Source organism: Nonomuraea sp. NPDC048882 (assembly GCF_040649755.1).
Taxonomy (GTDB): Bacteria; Actinomycetota; Actinomycetes; order Streptosporangiales; family Streptosporangiaceae; genus Nonomuraea; species Nonomuraea maheshkhaliensis.
The window spans coordinates 476,504-500,982 of sequence record NZ_JBEZGB010000006.1 but is presented as its reverse complement, the minus strand read 5'-3'; the positions used below and the strand labels follow the sequence as shown (position 1 = coordinate 500,982).

The window sequence follows — 24,479 nt, the reverse complement described above, 5'->3', positions numbered from 1 at the left end:
ATGGTCAAGTCAAGAGGCGCGGCGGCGCTGGCCGCCGCCGTGCTCGCCCTGTCGGCCTGCGGCTCGGGCGGCGGTTCCGCGAGCCCGAGCCCGGGCGGCACCGAGCCGCGCGTGCTCAAGCTCTGGCACTACGAGACGGCCGACAGCGCCATGGGCAAGGCGTGGGCCGAGGCGATCAAGAAGTTCGAGGCGTCGCATCCGAACGTGACCGTCGAGTTCGAGGAGAAGGGCTTCGAGCAGATCCAGAAGACGGCCGCCATGGTGCTCAACTCGGACGAGGCGCCCGACATCATGGAGTACAACAAGGGCAACGCCACGTCCGGGCTGCTGTCCAAGCAGGGCCTGCTCGCCGACCTGAGCGAGGAGGCCACCAAGCGCGGCTGGGACAAACTGCTGCCCGGCGGCCTGCAGACCACCGCGAAGTATGACGACCGGGGCGTGATGGGCTCCGGCAAGTGGTACGGCGTGCCCAACTACGGCGAGTTCGTGATGGTCTATTACAACAAGGACCTCTTCGACAAGCACAAGGTCACTGTCCCGGCCACGTACGAGGAGTTCACCGCCGCGCTCGACACGTTCGTCAAGGCCGGCGTGACCCCCATCTCCAACGCCGGCGCCGAATACCCGGCGCAGCAGATCTTCTACCAGCTCGCGCTCACCAAGGCGCAGAAGCCGTGGCTGGACGCCTTCCAGTCCTACAAGGGCAAGGTCGACTTCCACGGCCCCGAGTTCACCTACGGCGCCGACACGTTCGCCGACTGGGTGAAGAAGGGCTACATCCCGAAGAACTCGGCCGGGGTCAAGGCCGAGGACATGGGCGTGGCGTTCATGAACGGCAAGTTCCCCGTCATGATCAGCGGTAGCTGGTGGTACGGCCGCTTCGCCTCGGAGATCAAGGACTTCGAGTGGGGCCACTTCCTGTTCCCCGGCGCCACCATGTCGCCCGGTTCGAGCGGCAACCTCTGGGTCGTCCCCGAGAAGTCGGAGAACAAGGACCTGGCTTACGACTTCATCGACATCACGATGAGCAAGGACATCCAGAACCTGCTCGGCAACTCCGGCGGCGTCCCCGTGGCCGCCGACGCCGCCGCGATCACCGACGCCAAGAGCAAGGAGCTCATCGAGTCCTTCAACAAGCTGACCGCCGCCGACGGCCTGGCCTTCTACCCCGACTGGCCCGCGCCCGGCTACTACGACGTGATGGTGGCCGGCGTCCAGGAGCTCATCAACGGCAGCAAGACCTCGGCCGAGGTGCTGGACGAGCTGGCCAAGCCGTACGAGGACAACCTCGCCGACATTGGCAACTAGATGAGGGCACGCACGAGGGGGTACTGGCTCTACCTGGTCCCCAGCCTGCTGCTGTTCCTGGCCGTCATCGTGGTGCCGTTCCTGATGAACGTCGGCGCCAGCTTCACCCGCTGGTCGGGGGTGGGCACGCCGCGCTGGATCGGGCTCGGCAACTACGCCAGGCTGCTGGAGGACGAACGCTTCTGGGAGTCGTTCCAGCACAACGTGGGGCTGATCGTGGCCATGGCCTTCGTGCCGACCGCGATCGGGCTCGTGCTGGCGGCGGCCCTGTTCGACTACATCGGCAAGCGGTTCGGGGCGCGGACGGCCTCCGCGCTGCGCGCGACGTACTACCTGCCGCAGGTGCTGCCGGTGGCGGTGGCGGGCGTGGTGTGGGGGTGGATGTTGCATCCGTCGTACGGCGCCGTCAACCAGATCTTCGGCCTGGACCTCGACTGGCTCGGTGACCCCGATCTGGCGCTGGCCACGGTCATGGCGGTGATGGTCTGGTTCCAGCTCGGCTACCCGGTCGTGATCTTCATGGCCGGGCTGCAGCGGGTGGACCCGGCCTACTACGAGGCCGCCGAGATCGACGGGGCCTCGTGGTGGCGCAAGTTCTGGCACATCACGATCCCGCAGATCCGGCCGGAGATCTTCGTGGTGCTGCTGACGTGCACGATCGCCGCGCTGAAGGTGTTCGGGCCGATCTTCGTGCTGACGCGCGGCGGGCCGGGGAACGCGACGATGGTGCCGTCGTACTTCTCGTACCTGAACTTCTTCCAGAAGAGCAACGTCGGGTACGGCTCCGCCATCGCCACCGTGCTGGCGCTGATCATCATCGTGGTGACGTTCCTGTTCCTGCGTGTCCAGGAGCGTGACGCATGAGGGGCCCGGGACGCTGGGCGGTGCTGTTCGCGCTGGTCGTGCTGGCCGTGGTGATGATCTTCCCGTTCGTGATCGTGGCGATGAACGCGGTCAAGTCGCCGGCCGAGTACAGCTCGAACGGGCCGCTGAGCCTGCCCGAGGGGCTCTACCTCCAGGGGATCGCAGACTTCTGGAACCGGGTGGAGTTCGGCGTCAAGCTCTGGAACAGCTTCGTCATCAGCGCCTCGGTGTCGGTGCTGGCGGTGGTGCTGTCGGTGCTCAACGCGTACGCGCTGGGCATCGGCAGGGTGAAGGGCCGGCTGTGGATCCTGGTGCTCTTCCTGGTGGCCAACACGCTGCCGCAGGAGGCGCTGGCCTACCCGCTGTACTACCTGGCCAAGGCCGTCGGCCTGTACGACACCCGGCTCGCGGTGATCATCATCATGACCGCGATCCAGGCGGCGTTCGGCACCTACCTGCTGAGCGCCGTGCTGGGCCAGTTCCCGAAGGAGATCCTGGAGGCGGCCTCGATCGACGGCGCGGGGCGGCTGCGGTCGCTGCTGCGGATCGTGGTGCCGATCAGCCGGCCCACGATCAACGTGCTGCTGATCTTCTTCTTCATCTGGACCTGGAACGAGTTCTTCCTGCCGCTGATCTTCCTGATCTCGAACGACACCCAGACGGTGCCCGTCGCGCTCGGCGTCCTGCAAGGGCAGAGGTACATGGACGCGACCATGTCCAGCGCCTCGGCCCTGCTCGGCATCGTCCCGGCGGTCGCCTTCTTCCTGATCTTCCAGCGCACGCTGACCCGAGGTGTGACGGTCGGCGCCATCAAGTGATGGAGAACCACTCAAGATGCGAAAAGTCCCGTTATTAGCGGTTGTTTCGCTCGCTGCCTCGTTATTCGTCGCGCCCGCCGTTCAAGCCGCGCAGGCGTACCCGTTCCAGAACCCGGCCCTGCCGCTCGACCAGCGCGTCACCGACCTGCTCGGCCGGCTCACCCTCGACGAGAAGCTGAGCCTGCTGCACCAGTCGCAGCCGGCGATCCCGCGCCTCGGCATCGCCTACCACAAGAACGGCACCGAGGCGCTGCACGGCGTCGCCTGGTCCAACCACCGCGACGACAACTGGAACCAGAAGTTCGCCGCCGGCACCGTCTTCCCGCAGGCGGTCGGGCTGGCCAGCACCTGGGACCCGGCGCTGATCAGGAAGGTCGGCGCGGCCGTGGGCGACGAGACGCGCGGCTACAACGCCGTCGATCCCGTCCTGTGGGGGTTGCAGGTGTGGGCGCCGGTGGTCGACCTGCTGCGCGACCCGCGCGCGGGGCGCAACGAGGAGGGCTACTCCGAGGATCCGCTGCTCACCGGGGCCGTCTCGACCGCGTACGGCAAGGGGCTGCAGGGTGACGACCCCTTCTACCTGAAGACCGCGCCCGTGCTCAAGCACTACCTGGCCTACAACAACGAGACCGACCGCAGCCTCACCTCCTCCAACCTGACGCCCAAGCTCAAGCACGAGTACTACGAGCCGGCCTTCAAGGCGGCGATCTCGGCCGACGCCGCGACCGGGGTGATGGCGTCGTACAACCTGGTCAACGGGCGGCCCAACCACGTCAACCCGGACCTGAACGACGCGGTCAGGACCTGGACCGAAAAGACGCTCTACAACCCCAGCGACGCGTGGGGGCCGCACGCGCTCACCGACCTGGAGCGCTACTACGACGACAAGCCCGAGGCGTTCGCCGCCGTGCTGAAGGCCGGGCTGGACAGCTTCACGATCGACGGCAGCGACCTCGGGCCGATGCTGACCAACCTCAAGGCCGCGCTCGACCAGGGCCGCATCACCGTGGCCGACGTGGACAAGTCGGTACGCAACGTGCTGTCCATCCGGACCCGGCTGGGCCACTTCGATCCGGACGGCGGGCCGTACGCGCGGATCACGGCGGACGTGATCAACAGTGCGGCCAACCAGCGGCTCAACCGGGAGACCGCCGGCAAGGCGGCCGTGCTGCTGAAGAACTCCGGTGTGCTGCCCCTCGGCAGGCCGAAGTCGGCCGCCGTGGTGGGGCCGCTGGCGGACCGGCTGTACCGGGACTGGTACTCGGGGCAGCTGCCGTACCAGGTGACGCCGCGAGACGGGATCAAGGAGCGGGTGGGCGCCGTCACCACCGGCGAAGGGCTGGAGCGCGTCGCGCTCAAGCACCTCGACTCCGGCCGGTACGTCACCGCGACCGGCACCGGGCCCGACGACAACGCCGCCCTGCTCGACACCGCGCCCGGCGCCGCCTCGCAGTGGGACCTCACCGACTGGACCGGCGGCGTGTCCACGCTGCGCAACGCGGGCAACGGCCGGCTGCTGGGCGGCGACTGGCGCTCGCTCGACACCGACGACGCCGAGCCCGACGGCTGGTACGTCTCCCAGCAGTTCGCGCTGGAGCGGCAGGCCGACGGTAGCCACCTGATCCGTTATGCCGGATACGAGACGGTCGAGGGCTGGTTCGGCCTGCCCGACGCGTACGTGGGCGTCACCGACGGCACGCTCGGCCTGGTCCCGAAGGCGCAGGCGGCGAAGTTCGCCAAGGAGGTCGTCTCCGACGGCGTCGCCGAGGCCGCCGCGCGGGCGGCCGAGGCGGAGGTCGCGGTGGTCGTGGTCGGCAGCCATCCCTTCGTCGCGGGGCGCGAGTTCCACGACCGCGCCGACCTGCGGCTCGGCGCGGGCCAGCTGCGGCTGATCGAGGCCGTGCGCAAGGCCAACCCGCGCACGGTGGTCGTCCTGGAGACCAGCTATCCGGTCGTCGTGGACGCCCCGACCCTGCTGTGGACCACGCACGCGGGCGCGGAGACCGGGCACGCCGTCGCCGACGTGCTCTTCGGCGACGTCAACCCCGGCGGCCGGCTCACCCAGACCTGGCCCGCCGATGGCGAGCTGCCGAGCCTGCTGGACTACGACCTGGTCAAGACCGGGATGACGTACCTGTACGGAAAGGACAAGCCGCTCTACGCCTTCGGCCACGGCCTGAGCTACACCTCCTTCGGCTACCAGGGCCTGCGCGCGCACGGCGACCAGGTGAGCGTCAAGGTCACCAACACCGGCAAGGTGAAGGGCGACGAGGTGGTCCAGCTCTACACCCACCAGCGCGACTCCCGCTTCGCGCAGCCGGTCAAGCGGCTGCGCGGCTTCCAGCGGATCACGCTCGGCCCGGGGGAGACGCGGACGGTCACCTTCCCGCTGAAGCGGTCGGACCTGGCCGTCTGGGATCACACCAGGGGCAGGTGGGTGGTCGAGAACGCCACCCACGACGTGCTCGTGGGCTCCGCCTCCGACCGGATCCGCCGGCGCACCACGCTGCGGGTGAACGGTGAGACCGTGCCCGTGCGCGACCTGGCCAGGACGACGCGGGCGATGGACTTCGACGACTATTCGAGCGTCGCCTTCGCCGACGAGAGCAAGGCGCGGGGCGAGGTGGTCGAGGGCTCGGCCGGTGACTGGGTGGCGTACACGGGGGCCTCCTGGGGCTCGCGCTTGACGGCCGCGGTGGCCTCGGTGAACGGCGGGTCGTTCGAGGTGCGGCGGGGCTCGCCGACCGGTGCGCTGCTGGCGACCGTGCGGGTGCCTGCCACGGGCTCGATCTATACGTACGGGACGGCGAGCGCGAGCGTGCGGGCCGGCGCCGGGAGCATCTACCTGGTGTTCCGGGGTGACCTGCGGATCAGGGACTTCGCACTCGCCCGATGAGGCTCTTCCCCTGACGAGGAAGCTCGCCTGACGAGGACTCCGCCGGGCGGCCGCGAGCATGGTCGTGGCCGCCCGGCGGACTTGCCTCTTGTTGGATAGCCGTGTTATCTATTAGTTGGATAACACAGCTATCCAGAAGAGGGGTGTCTCATGACCGTGATCGTTCTGCTGGTCGCCACGCTGGCGTTCCGGCTGCTGGGAGTGCTGGGCGTGGGCCGGTTCGGCACGTGGCGGGTGAGCGCGGCCCACGGCCTGGCCGTCATGCTGGTCATGACCGCCAGCGCCCACTTCGTCCCGGCCGGCGTGACCTTCATGCCCAACTACGCCGACATGCTGGCCATGGTGCCGCCGTTCGTGCCGTTCCCCGCCTTCATGGTGTATCTGAGCGGTGTGCTGGAGCTGGCCGGGGCGGCGGGGCTGGTGCTCGGGCGCACCCGCAGGGCCGCCGGGATCTGCCTCGCGCTGCTGTTCGTGGCGCTGCTGCCGGCGAACGTGCACGCCGCCGAGGCCGATCTCGTGGTCTCCTCGCCGCTCTGGCAGCGCATCCCCGAGCAGGTGCTCTACATCGCGATCGCCCTGTGGGCGGCGCGTCCGTCCGCTGCCCGCCCGGTGGCCCGGCAGGCCGAGAAGGTGAGTGCGTGAGCGGGGTCAGCGGACCGTCCAGCCGCCGTCGATGACCAGCGTGTGTCCCGTGATCAGCGACGCCGCGGGGGAGGCGAGGAAGAGCACCGCCCCCGCGACGTCCATGGGCTCGCCGATGCGGTGCAGCGCCGCGATCCGCTCGATCACGTCGGCCTCGAACGCCGGGTCCGACAGGGCGGGTGCGGTGCCGGGGGTGCGGATGAACGTGGGGGCGACGTTGTTGACCGTGACGCCGTGCGGGCCCCATTCGACGGCCAGGCAGCGGGTCAGGTGGGCGATGGCCGCCTTCGTCATGCAATAGACGGATTCGCCGGGCAGGGCTACCTCGCCGGCCTGTGACCCGATGTTCACGATCCGCCCGTACCCCTGCTCGATCATCACTCGCCCCGCCGCCTGGCTGGCCAGGAACGTGCCCTTCAGGTTCACCTGCACCGTCCGGTCGAAGTCGTCCTCCGTCACCTCCTCGGCCGGGTTGCCCGGCGCGATGCCGGCGTTGTTGACCAGGATGTCGATCCGGCCGAACCGCTCCACCACCGCGCGCACCGCATCGGCGATCTGGCCGGGCGCGGTCATGTCCATCTGCAGCGGCAGCGCGGCCCGGCCGAGACCGCGGACCTCGTCGGTCAGCCCTTCGTCGGCCCCGGCGTCCCGGTAGCCGAGCGCGACGTCGGCGCCGGCGTTCGCCAGGGCCAGGGAGATCGCCCGGCCCAGCCCTCGCGCCGCGCCCGTGACCAGGGCGATCTTCCCGTCCACGCGATATTCGGGGAACGTCGTCATGCGTGCCTCCTTGCGGCTTTAATTCGTTGTCTATCCAAACTATTGACCGTGGGTGCGCGCGTGTGTGAGCCTGCTGGTGAGCTCATGCGCGTAGCGCGGCGACGGTCAGGGTCCTGCACTCTGCTCGTGCATGGCGGTCAGCTGACGCCTTTGGGACGCCTGCCGGCGTGCCTGGAAAGGAAGAGCCGCGCATGCGAAGAAGATTATTCGTCATGCTCACGACCGTCGCCGTGCTGATCGCGGCGGCGGTCGTCCGGATGTCGCCGGTCTCGGCGGTCGCCTCGGATCCGTACGCGTTCAAGAACGTCAGGATCGACGGCGGGGGCTTCGTGCCCGGCATCGTCTTCAACCCGTCCGAGCGGAACCTCGTCTACGCCCGCACCGACATCGGCGGCGCGTACCGGTGGAACCAGTCCAGCACGTCATGGACCCCGCTGCTCGACTGGGCCGGCTGGGACAAGTGGGGCTACAACGGGGTGATCAGCCTGGCCACCGACCCCGTGCAGACCAACCGGGTGTACGCGGCCGTCGGCATGTACACCAACAGCTGGGACCCGAACAACGGCGCCGTCCTGCGCTCCACGGACAAGGGCGACACCTGGCAGGTCACGGCGCTGCCGTTCAAGCTGGGCGGCAACATGCCGGGCCGCGGCATGGGCGAGGCGCTGTCGGTCGACCCGAACGACAACCGGATCCTCTACCTCGGCGCCCCCAACGGCAACGGCCTGTGGCGCAGCACCGACTACGGCGCGACCTGGTCGAAGGTGACGAGCTTTCCCAACCCCGGCAACTACGCCCAGGACCCGGGCGACCCCAACGGCTACCTGAGCCACCGTCCCGGCGTGGTCTGGGTGACCTACGACAAGCGCTCGTCCACCCCGGGCAGCGCCACCAGGACCATCTATGTGGGCGTCGCGGACAAGGACAACACGGTCTACCGCACCACCGACGGCGGCGCCACCTGGTCGCGGCTGGCCGGTCAGCCCACCGGCTACATCGCGCACAAGGGCGTGCTCGACACCGTCAACGGCTACCTCTACCTCGCCACGAGCGACACCGGCGGCCCGTACGACGGCGCCAAGGGCGACGTATGGCGCTACGCCACCGCCACCGGCACCTGGACCCAGATCAGCCCCATCCCCTCCTCCAGCGCCGACGACTACTTCGGTTACAGCGGCCTGACCGTCGACCGCCAGAATCCGGGCACGATCATGGTGGCCACGCAGATCTCCTGGTGGCCCGATGTGATCTTCTTCCGCTCGACGGACTCCGGCGCCACCTGGACCCGGGTCTGGGACTGGACGTCGTACCCGAACCGCAGCTTCCGCTACACGATGAACATCTCCGAGAACCCCTGGCTGACCTTCGGCGCCAACCCGCAGCCGCCCGAGGTCGCCCCCAAGCTCGGCTGGATGACCGAGTCGCTGGAGATCGACCCCTTCGATTCCGACCGGATGATGTACGGCACCGGCGCCACCGTCTACGGCACCGAGAACCTGACGCAGTGGGACGCCGGCGCGCAGTTCACGATCAGGCCGATGGCCAAGGGCCTGGAGGAGACCGCGGTGCTCGACCTGGTCAGCCCGCCCAGCGGCGCGCCCCTGGTCAGCGGCCTGGGCGACATCGGCGGGTTCCGTCACACGAACCTGGACGCCGTACCGCCGATGATGTTCACCTCACCGGTCTTCACCTCCACCACCAGCCTCGACTACGCGGAGCGGGCGCCCTCGATCATGGTCAGGGCGGGCAACTTCACCGACGCCGACCGCCCGAACGACAGCCACGTGGCCTTCTCCACCGACGGCGGCGCCAACTGGTTCCAGGGCACCGAGCCCGGCGGCGTCAACGAGGGCGGCACGGTCGCCGCCGCGGCCGACGGCTCCCGCTTCGTCTGGGCGCCCAAGGGCGTGGCCCCCGTCTACTCCGTCGGCTACGGCAACTCCTGGCAGCAGGCTTCCGGCCTGCCGGCGGAGGCCGTGGTGGAGTCGGACCGGGTCAACCCGCGTAAGTTCTACGGGCTCAGTGGCGGACGCCTCCACCTCAGCACCGACGGCGGCGCCACCTTCACCGCCACCTCCGCCACCGGCCTGCCCGCGAGCGGCAGGGTCAAGGCCGTGGCCGGCGTCGAGGGCGACGTGTGGGTCGCGGGCGAGGGCGGCATCTGGCACTCGACCGACAGCGGCGCCTCCTTCGCCAAGCTGCCCGGCGTCACGAACGCGGTCAACGTCGGCTTCGGCAAGGCCGCGCCCGGCGCGACGTACCCGGCGGTCTACGCGGTGGCCACGATCGACGGCGTCACCGGCCTGTACCGGTCGGACACGGGCGGCTCGGCCTGGGTGCGCATCAACGACGACCGGCACCAATGGGGCAACATGGGGGAGGCGCTGACGGGGGATCCGCGCGTGTACGGGCGGGTCTACCTGGGCACGAACGGGCGCGGCATCATCTACGGCGACCGCACGGGCCCGCCCGTGACGGTCACCCCCACGCCGACCGTCACGCCCACGGTCACCCCCACCGTGACCCCGACTGTGACCCCGACTGTGACCCCGACTGTGACTCCGACGGTCACCCCCACGACCGGCAGCGGTTGCGCGGCCACTTACCAGCCGGGCAACTCCTGGCCCGGCGGCTTCCAGGCGAACGTCACCGTCAGGAACACCGGCGCCGCGCCGATCACCGGCTGGCGGGTGACCTGGACCTGGCCGGGAGACCAGCGGATCACCAACCTCTGGGGCGGCACCCCGGCCCAGACGGGCACCGGCGTCACGGTCACGAACGCCGGCTACAACGGCGGCGTGGCGGCCGGGGCGACGACGTCGTTCGGCCTCAACGGCTCCTACACGAGCGCCAACACCCCGCCCACCACCCTCACCTGCACCCCGGCCTGACCGCAGGAAACCACCGAGGGCCGCACGGGACCCACACCCCGTGCGGCCCTCGCCGTCTGGGTGATGCCGCAGGGCCTCGCCGTCCGTGCCGGCGGACGCGGCGTACCGGCTGATGAGGTCTTGACAGGGGCGGCGGGCCGGCGAAGCGTGGCGCTCACACGCCTCACCCGAGGGGGCCCGCCATGGCCGTACACGAGATCCGCATCGACCCCGACCTCCCTCTCCGCGACGAGCCCGGCACCGGCCACAACCGCTGGCATCCGGACATCCCGCCCATCGTCCGCTGCGAGCCGGGCGACGAGGTGATCCTGGAGACCAGGGACGCCTTCGACGGCCAGATGGGCCCCGAGGCCACGCTGAAGACCGTCGAGGCACCCGACCTGGACGTCGTCCACCCGCTCACCGGCCCCGTCCACGTGGAGGGGGCGCGGCCTGGGGACCTGCTGGAGATCGAGATCCTGGAGGTCGCGCCGGACCGCTACGGCTACACCGTCCAGGTCCCCGGCTTCGGGTTCCTGCGTGACGTCTTCCCCGAGCCGTTCATGGTGCGCTGGGAGCTCGACGACGGGTGGGCGGCCTCGGACGACCTGCCAGGGGTGCGGATCCCGGCGGCGCCGTTCATGGGCACGATCGGGCTGGCGCCCGGCCACGAGTCGCTGGCCAGGACCACGACGAGGGAGCAGGCGGCGCTGGCGCGCGGCGGGTTCGTGCTGCCGCCCTCGCCCGACGGCGCCGTCCCCGCCACCCCCGTCGGAGCCGCGGGGCTGCGCACCATCCCGCCCAGGGAGCAGGGCGGCAACGTGGACATCAAGCAGCTCGGCGCGGGCACCCGGCTCTACCTGCCGGTGGACACGCCCGGCGGGCTGTTCTCGGCCGGGGACGCGCACTTCGCGCAGGGCGACTGCGAGGCGTGCGGGACCGCGATCGAGATGCGGGCGACGCTGCGGGTGCGGTTCACCGTGCACGAGGGGCAGGCGGCGGAGAAGGGCATCAGGGGGCCGAGGTTCGCCCGGTCGGAGTACTGGGTGGCGCCGGCGTACGCGGCTCCGCGCCGGTTCTACGCCACCACCGGCATGTCGGTGAGCAGGGACGGCGAGGTGTCGGCCGAGGACGCGACGCTGGCGGCCAGGAACGCGCTGCTGGAGATGATCGACCACCTGGAGGACAGGGGGTGGAGCGCGCAGCAGGCGTACGCGATCTGCAGCGTGGCGGTGGACCTCAAGGTGAGCCAGCTCGTGGACGTGCCCAGCTTCCTGGTGTCGGCGTTCCTGCCGGAGGACATCTTCACGGACTGAACGCGGTGGCGTTCAGAGCTCCTCCAGCAGCCCGGCGGGCACCGGCTCGTCCGGCTGGTCGTCCGCCGGTGGGGCCTCGTGGTCGGCGAGGCCGGTGAGGATGACCGCGAGTTCGGCCCGCGTGTGGATGCCCAGCTTGCGGTAGATCCGCGCCAGATGGGTGTCCACGGTGCGCTTGCTGATCGACAGGACGGTGGCCACCTCCAGGTTGCTCATCCCGCGCAGCACGAGGTCGGTGACCCGGCGTTCGCCGACGGTCAGCGGGTGGCCGTCCTGGCCGTTGGCGGCCGGGGCGGCGGGACGGCGCGGCGCGGTGGCGGCCCGGTGCTTGTCGGCGAGCGCGGCCAGGCGGACCGCGCCGCAGTCGGTGGCCAGCCGCAGCGCCATGGCCAGCGTCTCGTGCGCCTTGCCCGCGTCGCCCGCCTGGCGTTGCGCGATGCCGAGGCGGAGCATCGCCCTGGCCTGTTCGAGCCTGGCGCCCCGGTGGGCGAGCAGGTCCACCGCCTCGTGCAGCAGGTCGAGCCGGGTGGCGCCCTCGTAGGCGACGCTGCCCGCGCTGAGCGCGCGGGCGATCGTGGTGGGCGCGCCCCACGCCCGTGCCAGCTCCAGCTCCCGCTCGGCCATCATGCGGGCGGCAGAGCGTTCGCCTGACAGGGTGTAGGCGAGGATCGTGTTGGTGCCCCATGGCACACAGGCCGGGTTCGTGATGCCCGCGGCGGTCAGGCGGCGCCCGCACTCCAGCAGGGTCAGCAGCCCGTCGCGGGGCCGGCCGTGGGAGAGGTGCACGCGTCCGAGCGCGTCCAGGAGGTGGCCGGAGATGAGGGGGTGCCAGTCGCCGTACGTCCTGACCGAGCCGAGCGCGCTCTCGGCGGCCTCCAGCTCGCCCCGCTCGACCAGGATCCTGACGGCGCAGGCGGTGGCGGCGGCGTGGAAGCCCTCGGCCCGCACCTCGCGGGCGCTGGCGATGGCGTCGTTGGCGTCGCGCAGCGCCGCGTCCAGGCTGCCGAGCTGGTAACGCACCTCGGCCCTGGCCGACAACGCCAGTGCCAGCCTGGTGCTCGATCCCTCGTCCCTGGTCTCGCTGACCAGTCGTTCCGCCCAGTAGGAGGCCTCGTCGAGGCGGTCGCCCCACACGAGCGGCAGCACCGCGGTGACCGGCACCGTGCCCTGGCCGTCCATGCAGCGGCGGGTCTGGGCGAGCATGCGCGGCAGGTTGCGGCCACGCACGCCGGTGGCCAGGGCGAGCGCGCTCAGGAACTCCCTGGCGGCGGGGGTGAGCAGCGTGCCGAACGAACGGCCCAGCCGGCGTACCCCGATCTGCCCCGCCGAGCGGCCCCACAGCAGCGCCTGGGCGGCGAACAGCAGGGCCAGGTCGGCGCCGGCGAACTGCGGCATCGCGGCGGCGGTGGTCGCCGCCTCGGCCAGCACCTCGCCCGCCTCCGCCGAGTTCGCGGTGACCAGGACGTCGGCGAACGGGGTCACCGACATGAGCGCCTGCGGCGCCCGCTTGACCCGGCCGTAGACCGTGCGCAGGTGCCGCAGGCAGGCGGGCAGGTCGCGGTGTTTCTCGACGGCGCCCAGCTCGGCGGTGACCTCCAGCACCGTCTCGCGGTCGTCGGTCTCGGCCAGGGCGCGGTGCAGGTAGCCGGTCGCGTCCTGCCAGGAGTGGTTGCCGCCGGCCTCTTCCGCGGCCTCGCGCAGCACGGTCACGGTCAGCGGGTCGCCGGTCGGGCCCGCCGACATCAGGTGCCTGGCCGAGCTGCTCAGCGGCGCGCCGAGCCGGTGCAGCAGCGCCGCGGTACGGCGGTGCAGGCGGTCGCGTTCGTCGGGGTCCATGCCGGCCAGCACGGCCTGCTGGACGCCCGGGTGCGGGAAGCGGCCGGGCGGCGAGCCCGTGATCAGCCCGAGAGCGCGCAGCCGGGCCGTGGCCACCCGCGCCGCGTCCTGGCCGTGGCCGGCCAGCATGGCGGCCAGCTCCAGGCCGTCGTCGGGCGCCACGACGGCCAGCGCGCGTAACAGGTCCACCCCGGCCGCGTCGGCGCCGGAGTCGCTGTCGCTCAGCCAGCCGAGCGCGGTCTCGGTCATCGCCGCCGCGCCCGTCTCCAGCACCCGGGGCAGCTCGCCGCGCGTCGCGGTCACGCCGGTCCTGGCCAGCCGGGTCGCCAGCTCGTGCAGCAGCGCGGGGTTGCCCCGGGTGAGCTGGTGGCAGGCGAGCGCGACCTCCGCGTCGACCTGCTGCTCGGCGGTGCCGAGCTGGCCGGCGAGCAGCCGCCGGGCGGCCAGGTGGGGCAGCGGCGCGGGCCGCAGCAGCCGCATGTACGGCAGCGCCGCCAGGTCCCTGGCGAGGTCGTTCCCCCCGGACTCGCCGGGGTCGGCACTGGTCAGGATCATCGCGATGGGCAGGCCGTCGAGCCGCCTGGCGATGTAGGAGCACCATTCCGCGGACTGCTGATCGGCGTGGTGCACGTCGTCGACGGCGATGATCAGCGGCTGGTCGCCGGTGAAGTCGCGGGTGGCGCGGTAGAGCCCGTGCAGCACGCCGGGGGTGACGGCGTCCTTCCGCTCCTCGTCCGGCGTCAGGCCGGTGGGAGGCGCGCGGCCGGCGGCCATGAGCGGCTCGAACAGCTGCCGGATGACGCCGAAGGGGTGCTCGCGCTCGGCGGGGTGGCCGCGGGCCATGAGCAGCAGCGCACCCGTCTCGGCCAGGGCCGACAATGCCGCGTTGAGCAGCGTGGTCTTGCCCATCCCGCGTGCGCCCTGGATCAGCAGCACGGACGGACTCGCCGAGCGGATCCTGGACAGCACTTCCCGTACAGCGGCTAGTTCTACGTCACGGTGTAGCAGCGTCTGCCCGGAAGACATCGCTACTCCAAAAGCTTGGCCCCCTGGACTGTCACAAGGATCATCCCGCCAAGGACAGGTCGGCTGTCAATAGCTGACGGACAAATCGGACAATTATGACGATCCCTTGTCAGATCTCACAACCGCCCCGTGGCCGGGTGAATGCGCATTCCCGGGCCCGCGTATACGTATTTCAGCGCCGCCGTACGGCTTAATGCGTACGCCGGAATTACGTCTTTACACGGCGGCGGGCCCGATGCAACTCTGCGATCAACGCCAGCACGAATGACGGCAGTAATTTGGGACCCAATACGGGGAGCGCCATGGACCGCCCACGTCTCAAGGCACATTTCACCGCTCAAGTGATCGACGGGTCGAAAGTTTTCCTGCTGGCCGACGGCCAGCACTATCGCGTTCAGGCGGAAGGGGCCGGCAAACTCCTGCCCTACCTCGACGGGCGGCACACGGTCGCCGAGATCGCCGCGGGGCTGAGCGGCGAGCTGCCGCTCACCCGGACGCTCACCGCCATTCGCAAGTTCGCCGCGTTCGGGGTGCTCGCCGACGGGCGGCCCGATTGGCCGGACGGCACGCTGGCCTTCTGGGACGCGCAGGGCATCGATCCCGTCCGGGCCCGTTCCGCGCTGGAGCGCGCCGAGTTCACCGTCGTCGCGTGCGGGGACGCTGACGCCGGCGCTGGGACGGTCGAAGGAGTACTGCGCGAGCACGGGCTGCGCGTGCGGACGAGGACCGTCGAGGAGGAGGTCGCCGGCCCCGCGGGCGAGCTGACGGTCGTCGTCACCGGCGACTACCTCGATCCCGCGCTCGACCGGCTCAACGCCGCCTACCTGGCCGCCGAGCACCCGTGGGCGCTGGTGAAGCCGTCCGGGATCACGTTGTGGGTCGGCCCGGTGCTGCGGCCAGGACGTACCGGCTGCTGGGCCTGCCTGGCGCAGCGGCTGGCCGGGAACCGGCAGGTCGAGCGGTACCTGGCGGGCAAGCGCGGCGGCGGGATGCCGTACCACCCGGCCCGCGAGTCCGTGCCCGCGGGACCCTCGGTGGCGGGCGGGCTGCTGGCGGTGGAACTGGCCAGGATCGCGGCAGGACAGGACGACGGCTCGATCGCGCGATCCTGCCTCGACGGCAGGATGACCACGGTCGACCTGCGCTCGCTCGGCACGATGGAGCATACCGTCATCCGGCTGCCGCAGTGCCGGGCCTGCGGGGACCCGGCGCTGATCAGCGAGCGCAGCCCCAAGGTGATGTTGTCGGCGCGCGACGCCAGGCACGTCACCGACGGCGGTTACCGGATCGAGCCGCCCGCGCGCACGTACGCCCGGCTGGAGAAGCACATCAGCCCGCTCATCGGCGCGGTGACCAGGTTGCACACGTTCGCGGAAGAGGACAACGGCGTCACCTACAGCTTCACCGCAGGACACAACTTCGCCATGATCGGCGACAACATGGATCTGCTGCGGCGCAACCTGCGCGGGCAGAGCGGCGGCAAGGGCCGCACCGAGATCCAGGCCAGGGTGAGCGCCCTGTGCGAGGCCATCGAGCGCTACTCCGGCGTGTGGCGCGGCGAAGAGCCGGTGACCGAGGCCGCCTACGCCGACCTCGACCCGGCCGTGGCCGTGCATCCGGAGAGCCTGCTGCACTTCTCCGACGGCCAGTACGCCGGCCGCGACGAGTGGAACAAGGACCCCGCGCACCGCCTGCACCTGGTGCCCGAGCGCTTCCGCACCGACCTGCCCGTCGACTGGTCGCCGGCCTGGTCGCTGACCGAGGGGCGCGAGCGGCTGGTGCCCTCCGGCTACGCCTGGTACGGCCACCCCGACCTGGAGCGCCACTTCTACTGCGTGGGCGACTCCAACGGCAACGCCTCGGGCAACTCGATCGAGGAGGCCGTCCTGCAGGGCTTCTGCGAGCTGGTGGAGCGGGACGCGGTGGCGCTGTGGTGGTACAACCGGGCCAGGCGGCCGGCCTTCGACCTCGACTCGCTGCGCGACCCGTACGTGGACACCGTGCGCGAGTTCTACCAGGGCATGGACCGCGACATCTGGCTGCTCGACATCACCACCGACCTCGGCATCCCGGCGTTCGTGGGGGTGTCGCACCGGATGGGCCACCCGGTGGAGGACGTCATCGTCGGCTTCGGCGCGCACCTGGATCCGCGCATCGCCGCCATCAGGACGCTGACCGAGGTCAACCAGTTCCTGCCCTCGGTGGAACGGCGCGACGAGCAGGGCAACACCCTCTACCTGGACGACGACGTGGCCACGCTCGCCTGGTGGAAGGAGACCAGGCTGGCCGAGCAGCCCTGGCTGGTGCCCGATCCCGCGCAACGGCCGCGTACGCTCGCCGACCACGCGCTCGCGAGCGGCGACGACCTGGCCGCGGACGTCGAGACGTGCGTGAACCGGGCCGCCGCGGCCGGGATCGAGGTCGTCGTGCTCGACCAGAGCCGGCCCGACCTGGAGCTGAGCGTCGTCCGCGTGATCGCGCCCGGCATGCGCCACTTCTGGCGGCGGCTCGGCCCCGGCCGCCTCTACGACGTGCCGGTCACGCTCGGCTGGATCCCGCGGCCCTGCGCGGAGGACGAGCTCAACCCCGTCAGCGTCTTCTTCTGACGGTCCCGGGGGACGTGCGGTGAACGAGGGAGGAACCCGGCGTGAGTGAGACGAAACGGCGGCTGCGGCGTGAGGCGACGCTGACCGAGGCGGACGGCGAGGTGCGCATCTCCTCGCCCGCCGGTTCGCTGGGGCTGCGCAACCCGTCTGACCGGATGGTGGCCGCCCTGCGCGTCCTGGCGGCCGGTGACGCGACGGACACGGCGCTGGCGGCCACGGTGGGCGAGGCCGGGCTGCTGCGCTGGAACCTGCTGCTGCGCCGCCTGGCCCAGGGCGGCCTGCTGGAGTACGGCACGCCTGCGGCCAGGCTGCGCCCGATCGGCGCCGGACCCGTCGAGCCCGGCCCGCCGCCGGCCCCCGGCACGCGGCTCAGACTGTCCCGGTTCGCCGTGGTCACGGCGGAGGACGGCGTGCTGAGCGTACGCGGCCCGCGCAGCCCCGCCGTGGTGGAGCTGGCGCCCGAGGCGGCCGGCCTGCTGGGCGCGCTCGCCGACTGGACCACCCCCGCCGAGCTGGACGCGCGGGCCGGCTGGACCACCCCGGCCGAGCTGGGCGCCGACGACGTGCTGCGCTTCCTGGCCGCCGCCGGGGCGCTGACCACCGGCACCGAGGACGGTGACGAGGACGGCGACCTGGCCCTGGCCCAGTGGCAGCCCCGCGACCTGTGGCTGCACGCGCACAGCAGAGGCTCGCGGATCGCCGGCCGCTACGGCGGCACGTACCCGTTCAAGGAGCGCTTCGAGCCCCTGCCCGTCAACCCGGCGCCCTTCGGCGGCAAGCGGATCGAGCTGACGGCCCCCGACCTGGACGCGCCTGGGCCGAGCCTGACCGAGACGCTGGAGCGCCGCCGCTCCGTACGCGAGCACGACCAGGACGCGCCGATCACCCTCGACCAGCTCGGCGAGCTGCTCTACCGATCGATGCGGCAGCGGGCGGCCTTCGACTCGCCGGACGGCCAGCGGCTGGCCGACCGGCCCTACCCCTCGGGCGGCTCGGTGCACGAGCTGGAGGTCTACCCCCTGGTCGTCTCCTGCCGCGGCCTCGATCCTGGGCTGTGGCACTACGACACCGCCGGGCACGCCCTTGAGCTGGTGTCGGAGCCGTCCCCTGCGGTGCGGACGCTGGTGCAGCGGGCCAGGTCGGCGGCGCTGCTCGCGGACGACCCGCAGGTGCTGCTGATCGTCACCGCCCGCTTCGGCCGGGTGATGTGGAAGTACGAGACGATCGCGTACTCGCTGGTGCTCAAGCACGTCGGCGTGCTCTACCAGACGATCTACCTGGTCGGCACCGCGATGAACCTGGCCGTGTGCGGGCTCGGCGGCGGCGACGCCGACGACTTCGCCCGCGCCAGTGGCCTCGACTACCTGAGCGAGGGCAGCGTGGGCGAGCTGGTCCTCGGCAGCAGGCGGGGATAGGGCGATGAAGTTCCGGTTCAAGGCGCTGCAGCGGATGCGCGAGCCCGACGAACTCGACTCGCCGACGCTGCTGGCCTCGCCGCGCGGGTGGATCGCCACGTTCGTGGTGCTGATCATCGTGGCGGCGGCGTCCGTCTGGTTCTTCGTGGGTCGGCTGCCGGTGACGGTGTCCGCGGCGGGGCTGCTCACCCACCCCGCGGGCACCGCCCGGCTGCAGAGCCCGTACGGCGGCACCGTCCGTTCGATGCTGGTCCGCCCCGACCAGGCCGTGCACAGGGGCCAGCAGGTGGCCGTGATCACCGTGGACAGCGGCAGAGATCGGCCGGTGCACAGCCCGTTCACCGGCCGGGTGGTCGCCTTCTCCGCGGTGGACGGGCACGTGGTGGGGCCCGGCGAGGAACTGCTGCTCATCGAGCGCACGGACACCGCCGACGACCGGCTGGTGGCGATGTTGTTCGTGCCGGTGGACCGGGCGATGGGCGTGGTGCCGGGCAAGCCGGTGGATCTGTCGGTCTCCTCGGCCCCGCCCGGCGCGTTCGGGCTGCTGCGCGGCCGGGTGCACTCCGTCAGCTCCTATCCGGTCATGCTGGAGCACGCGGCCGACCTGGTGGGCGGCCTGGAGGCGGCCCGCGGCTATCTCAAGGGCGTCCCGGCCAGGCTCGTCATCGTCGATCTGGAACGCGACCCCGGCACGCCGTCCGGCTACGCCTGGTCCACCCAGAAGGGGCCGCCGGCGCGCCTGCAGTCGCAGGTGTCGGTCGCCGGCGCGATCGTCCTGGGCAGTCAGACCCTGTTCGACCTGCTGCTCGGGCGCTGAAGGGGGAGATGTGACGACCACGAGCGCTCCCGCGCAGGCGAGCCCGCCGGCCCCGCCACCGTCACCGCCACGACCTGCCAGGCGGTGGCGATGGCGGCGGCGCACGCCCACGGTGATCCAGATGGAGGCGGTGGAGTGCGGGGCCGCCTCGCTGGCGATGATCCTCGGCTACTACGGCAAGTTCGTCCCCCTGGAGGAGCTCCGCTCGGCCTGCGGCGTCTCCCGCGACGGCGCCAAGGCCTCCAGCGTGATCGCCGCCGCCCGCCGCTACGGGCTGATCGCCAGAGGCTTCCAGATGGAGGCCGAGGACCTGCGCTCGCTGACAGGGCCCGCCATCGTGTTCTGGGCGTTCCAGCACTTCATGGTCCTCGAAGGGGTGCGCGCCAGGTTCGGCAGGAAGGCCGTGGCGGTCAACGACCCGGCCGGCGGCCCGCGCATGATCGACTGGGACGACTTCGACTCCGGCTTCACCGGCGTGGTGCTCACCTTCGAGCCGGGACCGGACTTCCGGCCCGGCGGGCGGCCCACCCGGGTCGGCCAGGCGCTGCTGACCCGCCGCATGCCGTCGGGGCGGGCGCTGCCGCTGGTGCTGCTGGCCAGCCTGCTGCTGGTCGTCCCCGGCATCATCGGGCCCGCGTTCAGCCGGGTCTTCATCGACCGGGTGCTGACCGGGCGCGACCCGGGCTACCTGCTGCCGCTGCTGTTCGGCGTGGGGTTCACGGCGCTGGCGGTGTTCGTGCTGACCTCGGTGCAGCGGCACTACCTGCTGCGCATGGAGATCAGGCTCGGGCTGGTCAGCTCGGCCCGCTTCTTCCGTCACCTGCTGCGGCTGCCCGTGGAGTTCTACCTCCAGCGCCGCCCCGCCGAGGTGGCCAAGCGGGTGCAGGCCAACGACACCGTCGCCGAGATCCTCTCCCGCGACCTGGCCATCACCCTGGTCAACCTGGTGCTGGTGCTGTTCTACGGCATCGTCCTCATCCGCTACGACCTGCTGCTCGGCCTGGTCGGGGTGGGGATGGCGCTGGTCAACATCCTGGTGCTGCGGCAGGTGTCCAGAGCCCGTACGGACGCCGTGGCCGCGCTCCGCGCCGACTTGGGCAACCTCACCTCGACCACGTTCAACACCCTGCAGCTCATCGAGACCGTCAAGGCCACCGGCGCCGAGCCCGCCGCGTTCCAGCGCTGGGCGGGCTTCCTGGCCAAGGCGGTCACCGCCAAGCAGCGGCTGGGCGTGGCCACGGCCACGCTGACCGTCGTGCCGCCGCTGCTGGCCGGCGTCAACAGCGGGCTCATCCTGCTGATCGGCGGCCTGCGGGTGGTGGACGGCGTGATCAGCGTGGGCATGCTGGTGGCCTTCCAGACCCTGCTCACCTCCCTGTCCAGGCCCGTCACGCAGCTCACGAACCTGGGCGGGCAGTTGCAGGACATCTCCGCCGACGTCTGCCGCCTGTACGACGTCGAGAAGTACCCCGTGGCCGCCACCTTCGAGCGCCGCGAGCCCGTACGGGAGCGGGCCGAGGGCCGCCTGGACGGCCGGCTGGAGTTCGACCGGGTCACGTTCGGCTACAACGCGCTGGCCACGCCCGTGATCAAGGACCTGTCGTTCACGCTGGTGCCAGGACGCAGGGTGGCGATCGTCGGCAACTCCGGCAGCGGCAAGTCGACCGCGGGCAAGCTGGCCGCCGGACTCTACGTGCCGACCTCCGGACGGGTGCTGCTCGACGGCCTGCCCAGGGAGGACCTGCCCAGGGAGGTGGTGGCCGCGTCGGTCGCGTACGTGGACCAGGACATCACCCTGTTCGAGGGCACCGTGCGCGACAACCTGACCCTGTGGAGCGACGACGTGCCGGACGAGGTCGTCGTCTCCGCGCTGCGCGACGCCGCCCTGTTCGACCTGATCGCCACCAGGCCGGGCGGCCTCAACAGCGGCGTGCTGGAGGGCGGGCGCAACTTCAGCGGCGGCCAGCGGCAGCGCCTGGAGCTGGCCAGGGCCCTGTCGCTCCGGCCGACCCTGCTGATCCTGGACGAGGCCACCAGCGCGCTGGACCCGGAGACGGAGCGGAACATCGCCGACCACCTGCGCAGACGCGGCTGCGGCTGCCTCATCATCGCCCACCGGCTGTCCACCGTGCGCGACGCCGACGAGATCATCGTCCTCGACCGCGGCGAGGTGGTCGAGCGCGGCCGGCACGCCGAGCTGCTGGCGCTGGACGGGCACTACGCGGAGCTGCTCAGGAGCTCGCGCAGGAACGGGGAAGGAACGTGACGACGCCGGCGCTCTCGGCGCACTCCGCGTTCTCGCCGTTCTTCACCGACGCGGCCACTCCGGTGGACTACTCCGCGGACAACCTGTTCGTCATGTCGGGCGTGCGTGAGGTGCTGCTGGTCGAGCGGGGCGAGGTGGACCTGTTCGCCGTGCGCCTGGAGAACGGGCGTCCGGTGGGCCGCTGGAACTACCTGTGCCGGATCCGTGAGGGCACGCTGCTGCCCGGCGCACCCCGAGGCCCGCGGCACGGCATTGTGGGCCGTCCCGTGCCCGGCTCGCTCGTCTCGCGCGTCCCGCTGGCCAGGCTGCGCGAGCTGGCCGGCACCGGGCGCTCGGCCACGATGTCCACCGCCGATTACGGGCTGGCCGTCAAGCAGCTCGTACGCGGCCTGGAGGCGGGCATGGTGTCGCTGGCCACCGCGCTGCGCGACGGGCTGCCCCCGCGCGAGTTCGTCCCCCTGGCCTCGGACGCGGTCACCGTGCTCGGCCAGAACCGGGCCGCCAGGTCGGTGGACGGCGTGCGCTGGCTCAGCGTCGAGGAGGGCGCGGTCGAGATGCCCGACGGCGTGGCCGGCGTGCTCACCGCGGGCGCGGAGCTGTCGGTGACCGAGCGGGACTGGGTGGTCGCCACCACCCCTGCCCGGCTGCGCTCCAGGTCCACCTGGCAGCTGCTGGCGGACGAGACGCTCTGGAGCCGCTGGGTGGAGCACGCCATCCGCTTCCTCTACACCGTGGACCGGCGGGTCGAACGGCAGCGGGCCCGCGAGCTGCGCTCGCTGGAGCGCAGGAAGGAGCAGGAGTCGGCCACCACCGTGGCGGCCAGGCGCAGCTTCGACACGCTCGTGCGCGACACCGAGGCCAGGGTGCGCCTGGCCGACGTCAGCAACGATCCGCCGGCGCTGGCCGCGGCCAGGCTGGTGGCCTCGCACGCCGGCTTCACCGTCACCGCGCCGCCGCCGGGCAGCAGCAGGGAGGTCGATCCGCTCCAGGCCGTCGCCCTGGCCTCGGGAGTGCGGACCAGGACCGTCCGGCTGGACGACGGCTGGTGGAAACGGGACATCGGCCCCATGGTGGGCTACCTGCGCGACGACGAGACCCCCGTGGCGCTGCTGCCCATCGGCTCGCGGTACGTGCTCGCCCAGCCGGGACAGAGCCGGGTCACCCCCGTGACCAGAGCAGTCGCGGCCACGCTGGCCAACAAGGCCGAGGTGCTCTACGAGCCACTGCCGCGCGAGGTGCGCACCGTGGCCGGGCTGCTGCGCTTCGGGCTGGCCCGCAACGGCCACGACCTGTTCGTGCTCGCCTCCCTCGGCACGATCGTGGCCGTCATCGGCCTGCTCGTTCCCGCGATGACCGGGCTGGTGCTGGGCACGTTCGTGGCGCGGGCCGAACGCGACCTCATCGTGCAGGGCGCGGCGCTGGTCATCGGCGGCGCCTTCGTGGCGGGCGCGCTGTCGATCGTCCAGAACGTGGCCGCGCTGCGCATCGAGGGCCGCGCGTCCGCCCGGGTGCAGGCGGGGGCGTGGACCCGGCTGCTGTCGCTGCCCGTCACGTTCTTCGGCAGATACTCCACCGGCGAGCTGGGCACCACCGTGCTCGGCGTGAGCGCGGCCCAGGAGATGCTCTCCGGCGTCATGACCACGGCCACGCTCGGCCTGTTCGGCGGCCTGGCCAACCTCGTCCTCGTCTACGTCTACGACGTCCGCCTCGCGCTGCTCGCGACCCTGCTGGTGCTGGCCGGCGTGCTGGTGTGCGCGGTCGCCGGCTTCTTCGAGGTACGTCTGCAGCGCCGCCTGTACGAGCAGGAGCAGCGGCTGTCGTCCCGGGTCTTCCAGCTCCTGTCGGCCGTGCCCAAGCTGCGCGTGGCCGCCGCGGAGGACCAGGCGTTCGCCGTGTGGACCCGCGACTTCACGCGGACCAGGGCCACCTCGGCCAAGGCCAGACGGCTGCAGAACCTGGTGACCACGTTCAACGCGGGCTTCCCGCTCGTCTGCTCGTGCGTGATTTTCGCCGTGGCGGCCGGGCCCATGCGCGGGCAGCTGCCGATCGCCGCGTTCCTGGCCTTCTTCACCGCCTTCAGCCTGCTCATCGCGTCCGTGCTGCAGTTCACCGGCGCGGCCATCACCGCCATGAGCATCGTGCCGATGCTGGAGAAGCTGGCGCCCGTCCTGGAGGTCGAGCCCGAGGACGACGCGGGCAAGGCCGACCCCGGCGACCTGTCGGGCCGCATCACCCTGTCCAAGGTCTCCTTCCGTTACGGCGCGGACGGGCCCAGGGCGCTGAGCGAGATCGACCTGTCGATCGAGCCCGGTGAGTTCGTCGCGATCGTCGGGCCGACCGGCAGCGGCAAGTCCACGATCCTGCGCCTGCTGCTCGGCTTCGAGCAGCCCGACTCGGGCAGCGTCATGTACGACGGCCAGGACCTGGGCGAGCTCGACCTCGGCGCGGTGCGCCGCCAGTGCGGGGTGGTGCTGCAGAACGGCGCCCTGCTCGCCGGCGACATCAGGCAGAACATCGTCGGCAGCACCAGCCACACGATCGACGACGCCTGGGAGGCCGCCGCGATGGCCGGCATCGACGGCGACATCACCGCCATGCCGATGGGCATGCACACCGTCCTGTCCGAGGGCACCCACACGCTCTCGGGCGGGCAGCGGCAGCGCATCATGATCGCCAGGGCACTGGTATCCCGCCCGCGCATCGTCTTCTTCGACGAGGCCACCAGCGCTCTGGACAATCCCGCGCAGAACGTCATCGCCGAGAGCACCCGCAGGCTCAACGCCACCCGCGTCGTCATCGCCCACCGGCTGTCCACCATCAGGGACGCCGACAAGATCCTCGTGCTCGACGGCGGGCGCGTCGTCCAGCAGGGCACCTATGACGAGCTGCTGGGCGACGAGCAGGGCCTGTTCGCCCGCCTGGCCCGGCGGCAGATCTAGCGGGCCGGTCAGGTGATGAGGTCGAGTTGAGGCGCTGCGACGTGGAAGGATGTCACGATAGTGCCGACCGGGGCTCTGCCCGC

At 71.5% G+C, this 24,479-nt stretch carries 14 protein-coding genes; 12 read left to right on the top strand and 2 right to left on the bottom strand.

From position 1 onward, the window contains the following. The 5 genes from AB0C27_RS24155 (at window position 1) to AB0C27_RS24135 (ending at window position 6,528) form a co-directional block, all read left to right on the top strand. The gene (locus AB0C27_RS24155; RefSeq protein WP_357847649.1) at window positions 1-1,308 is read left to right on the top strand and encodes an extracellular solute-binding protein; all 1,308 of its coding nucleotides are present in this window, start codon (window positions 1-3) and stop codon (window positions 1,306-1,308) included. Continuing rightward, window positions 1,309-2,172 carry a sugar ABC transporter permease gene (locus AB0C27_RS24150; RefSeq protein ID WP_357847647.1) on the top strand — a complete coding sequence of 288 codons (864 nt, stop codon included), beginning with the start codon at window positions 1,309-1,311 and terminating at the stop codon, window positions 2,170-2,172. It abuts the gene before it with no gap. Continuing rightward, window positions 2,169-2,990, top strand: coding sequence for a carbohydrate ABC transporter permease (locus tag AB0C27_RS24145; protein ID WP_357847645.1), 822 nt, complete (start codon window positions 2,169-2,171; stop codon window positions 2,988-2,990). Before AB0C27_RS24150 ends, AB0C27_RS24145 begins: the two co-directional genes overlap by 4 nt. Window positions 2,991-3,006: 16 nt before the next feature. Continuing rightward, on the top strand, window positions 3,007-5,886 hold the full coding sequence (locus AB0C27_RS24140; protein WP_357847643.1) for a glycoside hydrolase family 3 C-terminal domain-containing protein: 2,880 nt from the start codon (window positions 3,007-3,009) through the stop codon (window positions 5,884-5,886). Between the two features lie 150 nt (window positions 5,887-6,036). Continuing rightward, on the top strand, window positions 6,037-6,528 hold the full coding sequence (locus AB0C27_RS24135) for a DoxX family membrane protein (RefSeq protein WP_357847641.1): 492 nt from the start codon (window positions 6,037-6,039) through the stop codon (window positions 6,526-6,528). A 6-nt stretch (window positions 6,529-6,534) separates the two neighbouring features. Here AB0C27_RS24135 and AB0C27_RS24130 read toward each other — a convergent pair whose 3' ends face one another. Next, window positions 6,535-7,305: a 3-oxoacyl-ACP reductase family protein gene (locus AB0C27_RS24130; protein WP_357847639.1), complete on the bottom strand. Its 771-nt coding sequence runs from the start codon at window positions 7,303-7,305 to the stop codon at window positions 6,535-6,537. 191 nt (window positions 7,306-7,496) lie between these two features. Here AB0C27_RS24130 and AB0C27_RS24125 point away from each other — a divergent pair, with 191 nt between their 5' ends. After that, entirely contained in the window at window positions 7,497-10,196 is a 2,700-nt protein-coding gene (locus AB0C27_RS24125; protein WP_357847637.1) for a cellulose binding domain-containing protein, read from the top strand. A 182-nt stretch (window positions 10,197-10,378) separates the two neighbouring features. Beyond that, the gene (locus AB0C27_RS24120; protein ID WP_357847635.1) at window positions 10,379-11,491 is read left to right on the top strand and encodes an acetamidase/formamidase family protein; all 1,113 of its coding nucleotides are present in this window, start codon (window positions 10,379-10,381) and stop codon (window positions 11,489-11,491) included. 12 nt (window positions 11,492-11,503) lie between these two features. Here the strand turns inward: AB0C27_RS24120 and AB0C27_RS24115 are convergent, their stop codons facing one another. Then, window positions 11,504-14,353, bottom strand: a complete 2,850-nt coding sequence (locus AB0C27_RS24115; protein ID WP_357847633.1) for an AAA family ATPase — start codon at window positions 14,351-14,353, stop codon at window positions 11,504-11,506. Window positions 14,354-14,655: 302 nt separating this feature from the next. On the opposite strand from AB0C27_RS24115, the gene AB0C27_RS24110 reads away from it, so the two are divergent. Genes AB0C27_RS24110 through AB0C27_RS24090 form a run of 5 tightly spaced genes read left to right on the top strand, consistent with a single transcriptional unit; the run spans window position 14,656 to window position 24,396 of the window. Next, window positions 14,656-16,959, top strand: a complete 2,304-nt coding sequence (locus AB0C27_RS24110) for a TOMM precursor leader peptide-binding protein (RefSeq protein ID WP_357847631.1) — start codon at window positions 14,656-14,658, stop codon at window positions 16,957-16,959. A gap of 41 nt (window positions 16,960-17,000) precedes the next feature. After that, window positions 17,001-18,374: a SagB family peptide dehydrogenase gene (locus AB0C27_RS24105; RefSeq protein WP_357847629.1), complete on the top strand. Its 1,374-nt coding sequence runs from the start codon at window positions 17,001-17,003 to the stop codon at window positions 18,372-18,374. 4 nt (window positions 18,375-18,378) lie between these two features. Next, the gene (locus tag AB0C27_RS24100; RefSeq protein WP_357847627.1) at window positions 18,379-19,191 is read left to right on the top strand and encodes an HlyD family efflux transporter periplasmic adaptor subunit; all 813 of its coding nucleotides are present in this window, start codon (window positions 18,379-18,381) and stop codon (window positions 19,189-19,191) included. A 10-nt stretch (window positions 19,192-19,201) separates the two neighbouring features. Then, window positions 19,202-21,457, top strand: coding sequence for an NHLP family bacteriocin export ABC transporter peptidase/permease/ATPase subunit (locus AB0C27_RS24095; protein ID WP_357847625.1), 2,256 nt, complete (start codon window positions 19,202-19,204; stop codon window positions 21,455-21,457). Continuing rightward, window positions 21,454-24,396, top strand: coding sequence for an NHLP bacteriocin export ABC transporter permease/ATPase subunit (locus AB0C27_RS24090; protein ID WP_357847623.1), 2,943 nt, complete (start codon window positions 21,454-21,456; stop codon window positions 24,394-24,396). The genes AB0C27_RS24095 and AB0C27_RS24090 overlap by 4 nt, the downstream gene beginning before the upstream one ends. The last annotated feature ends 83 nt before the right edge of the window (window positions 24,397-24,479 follow it).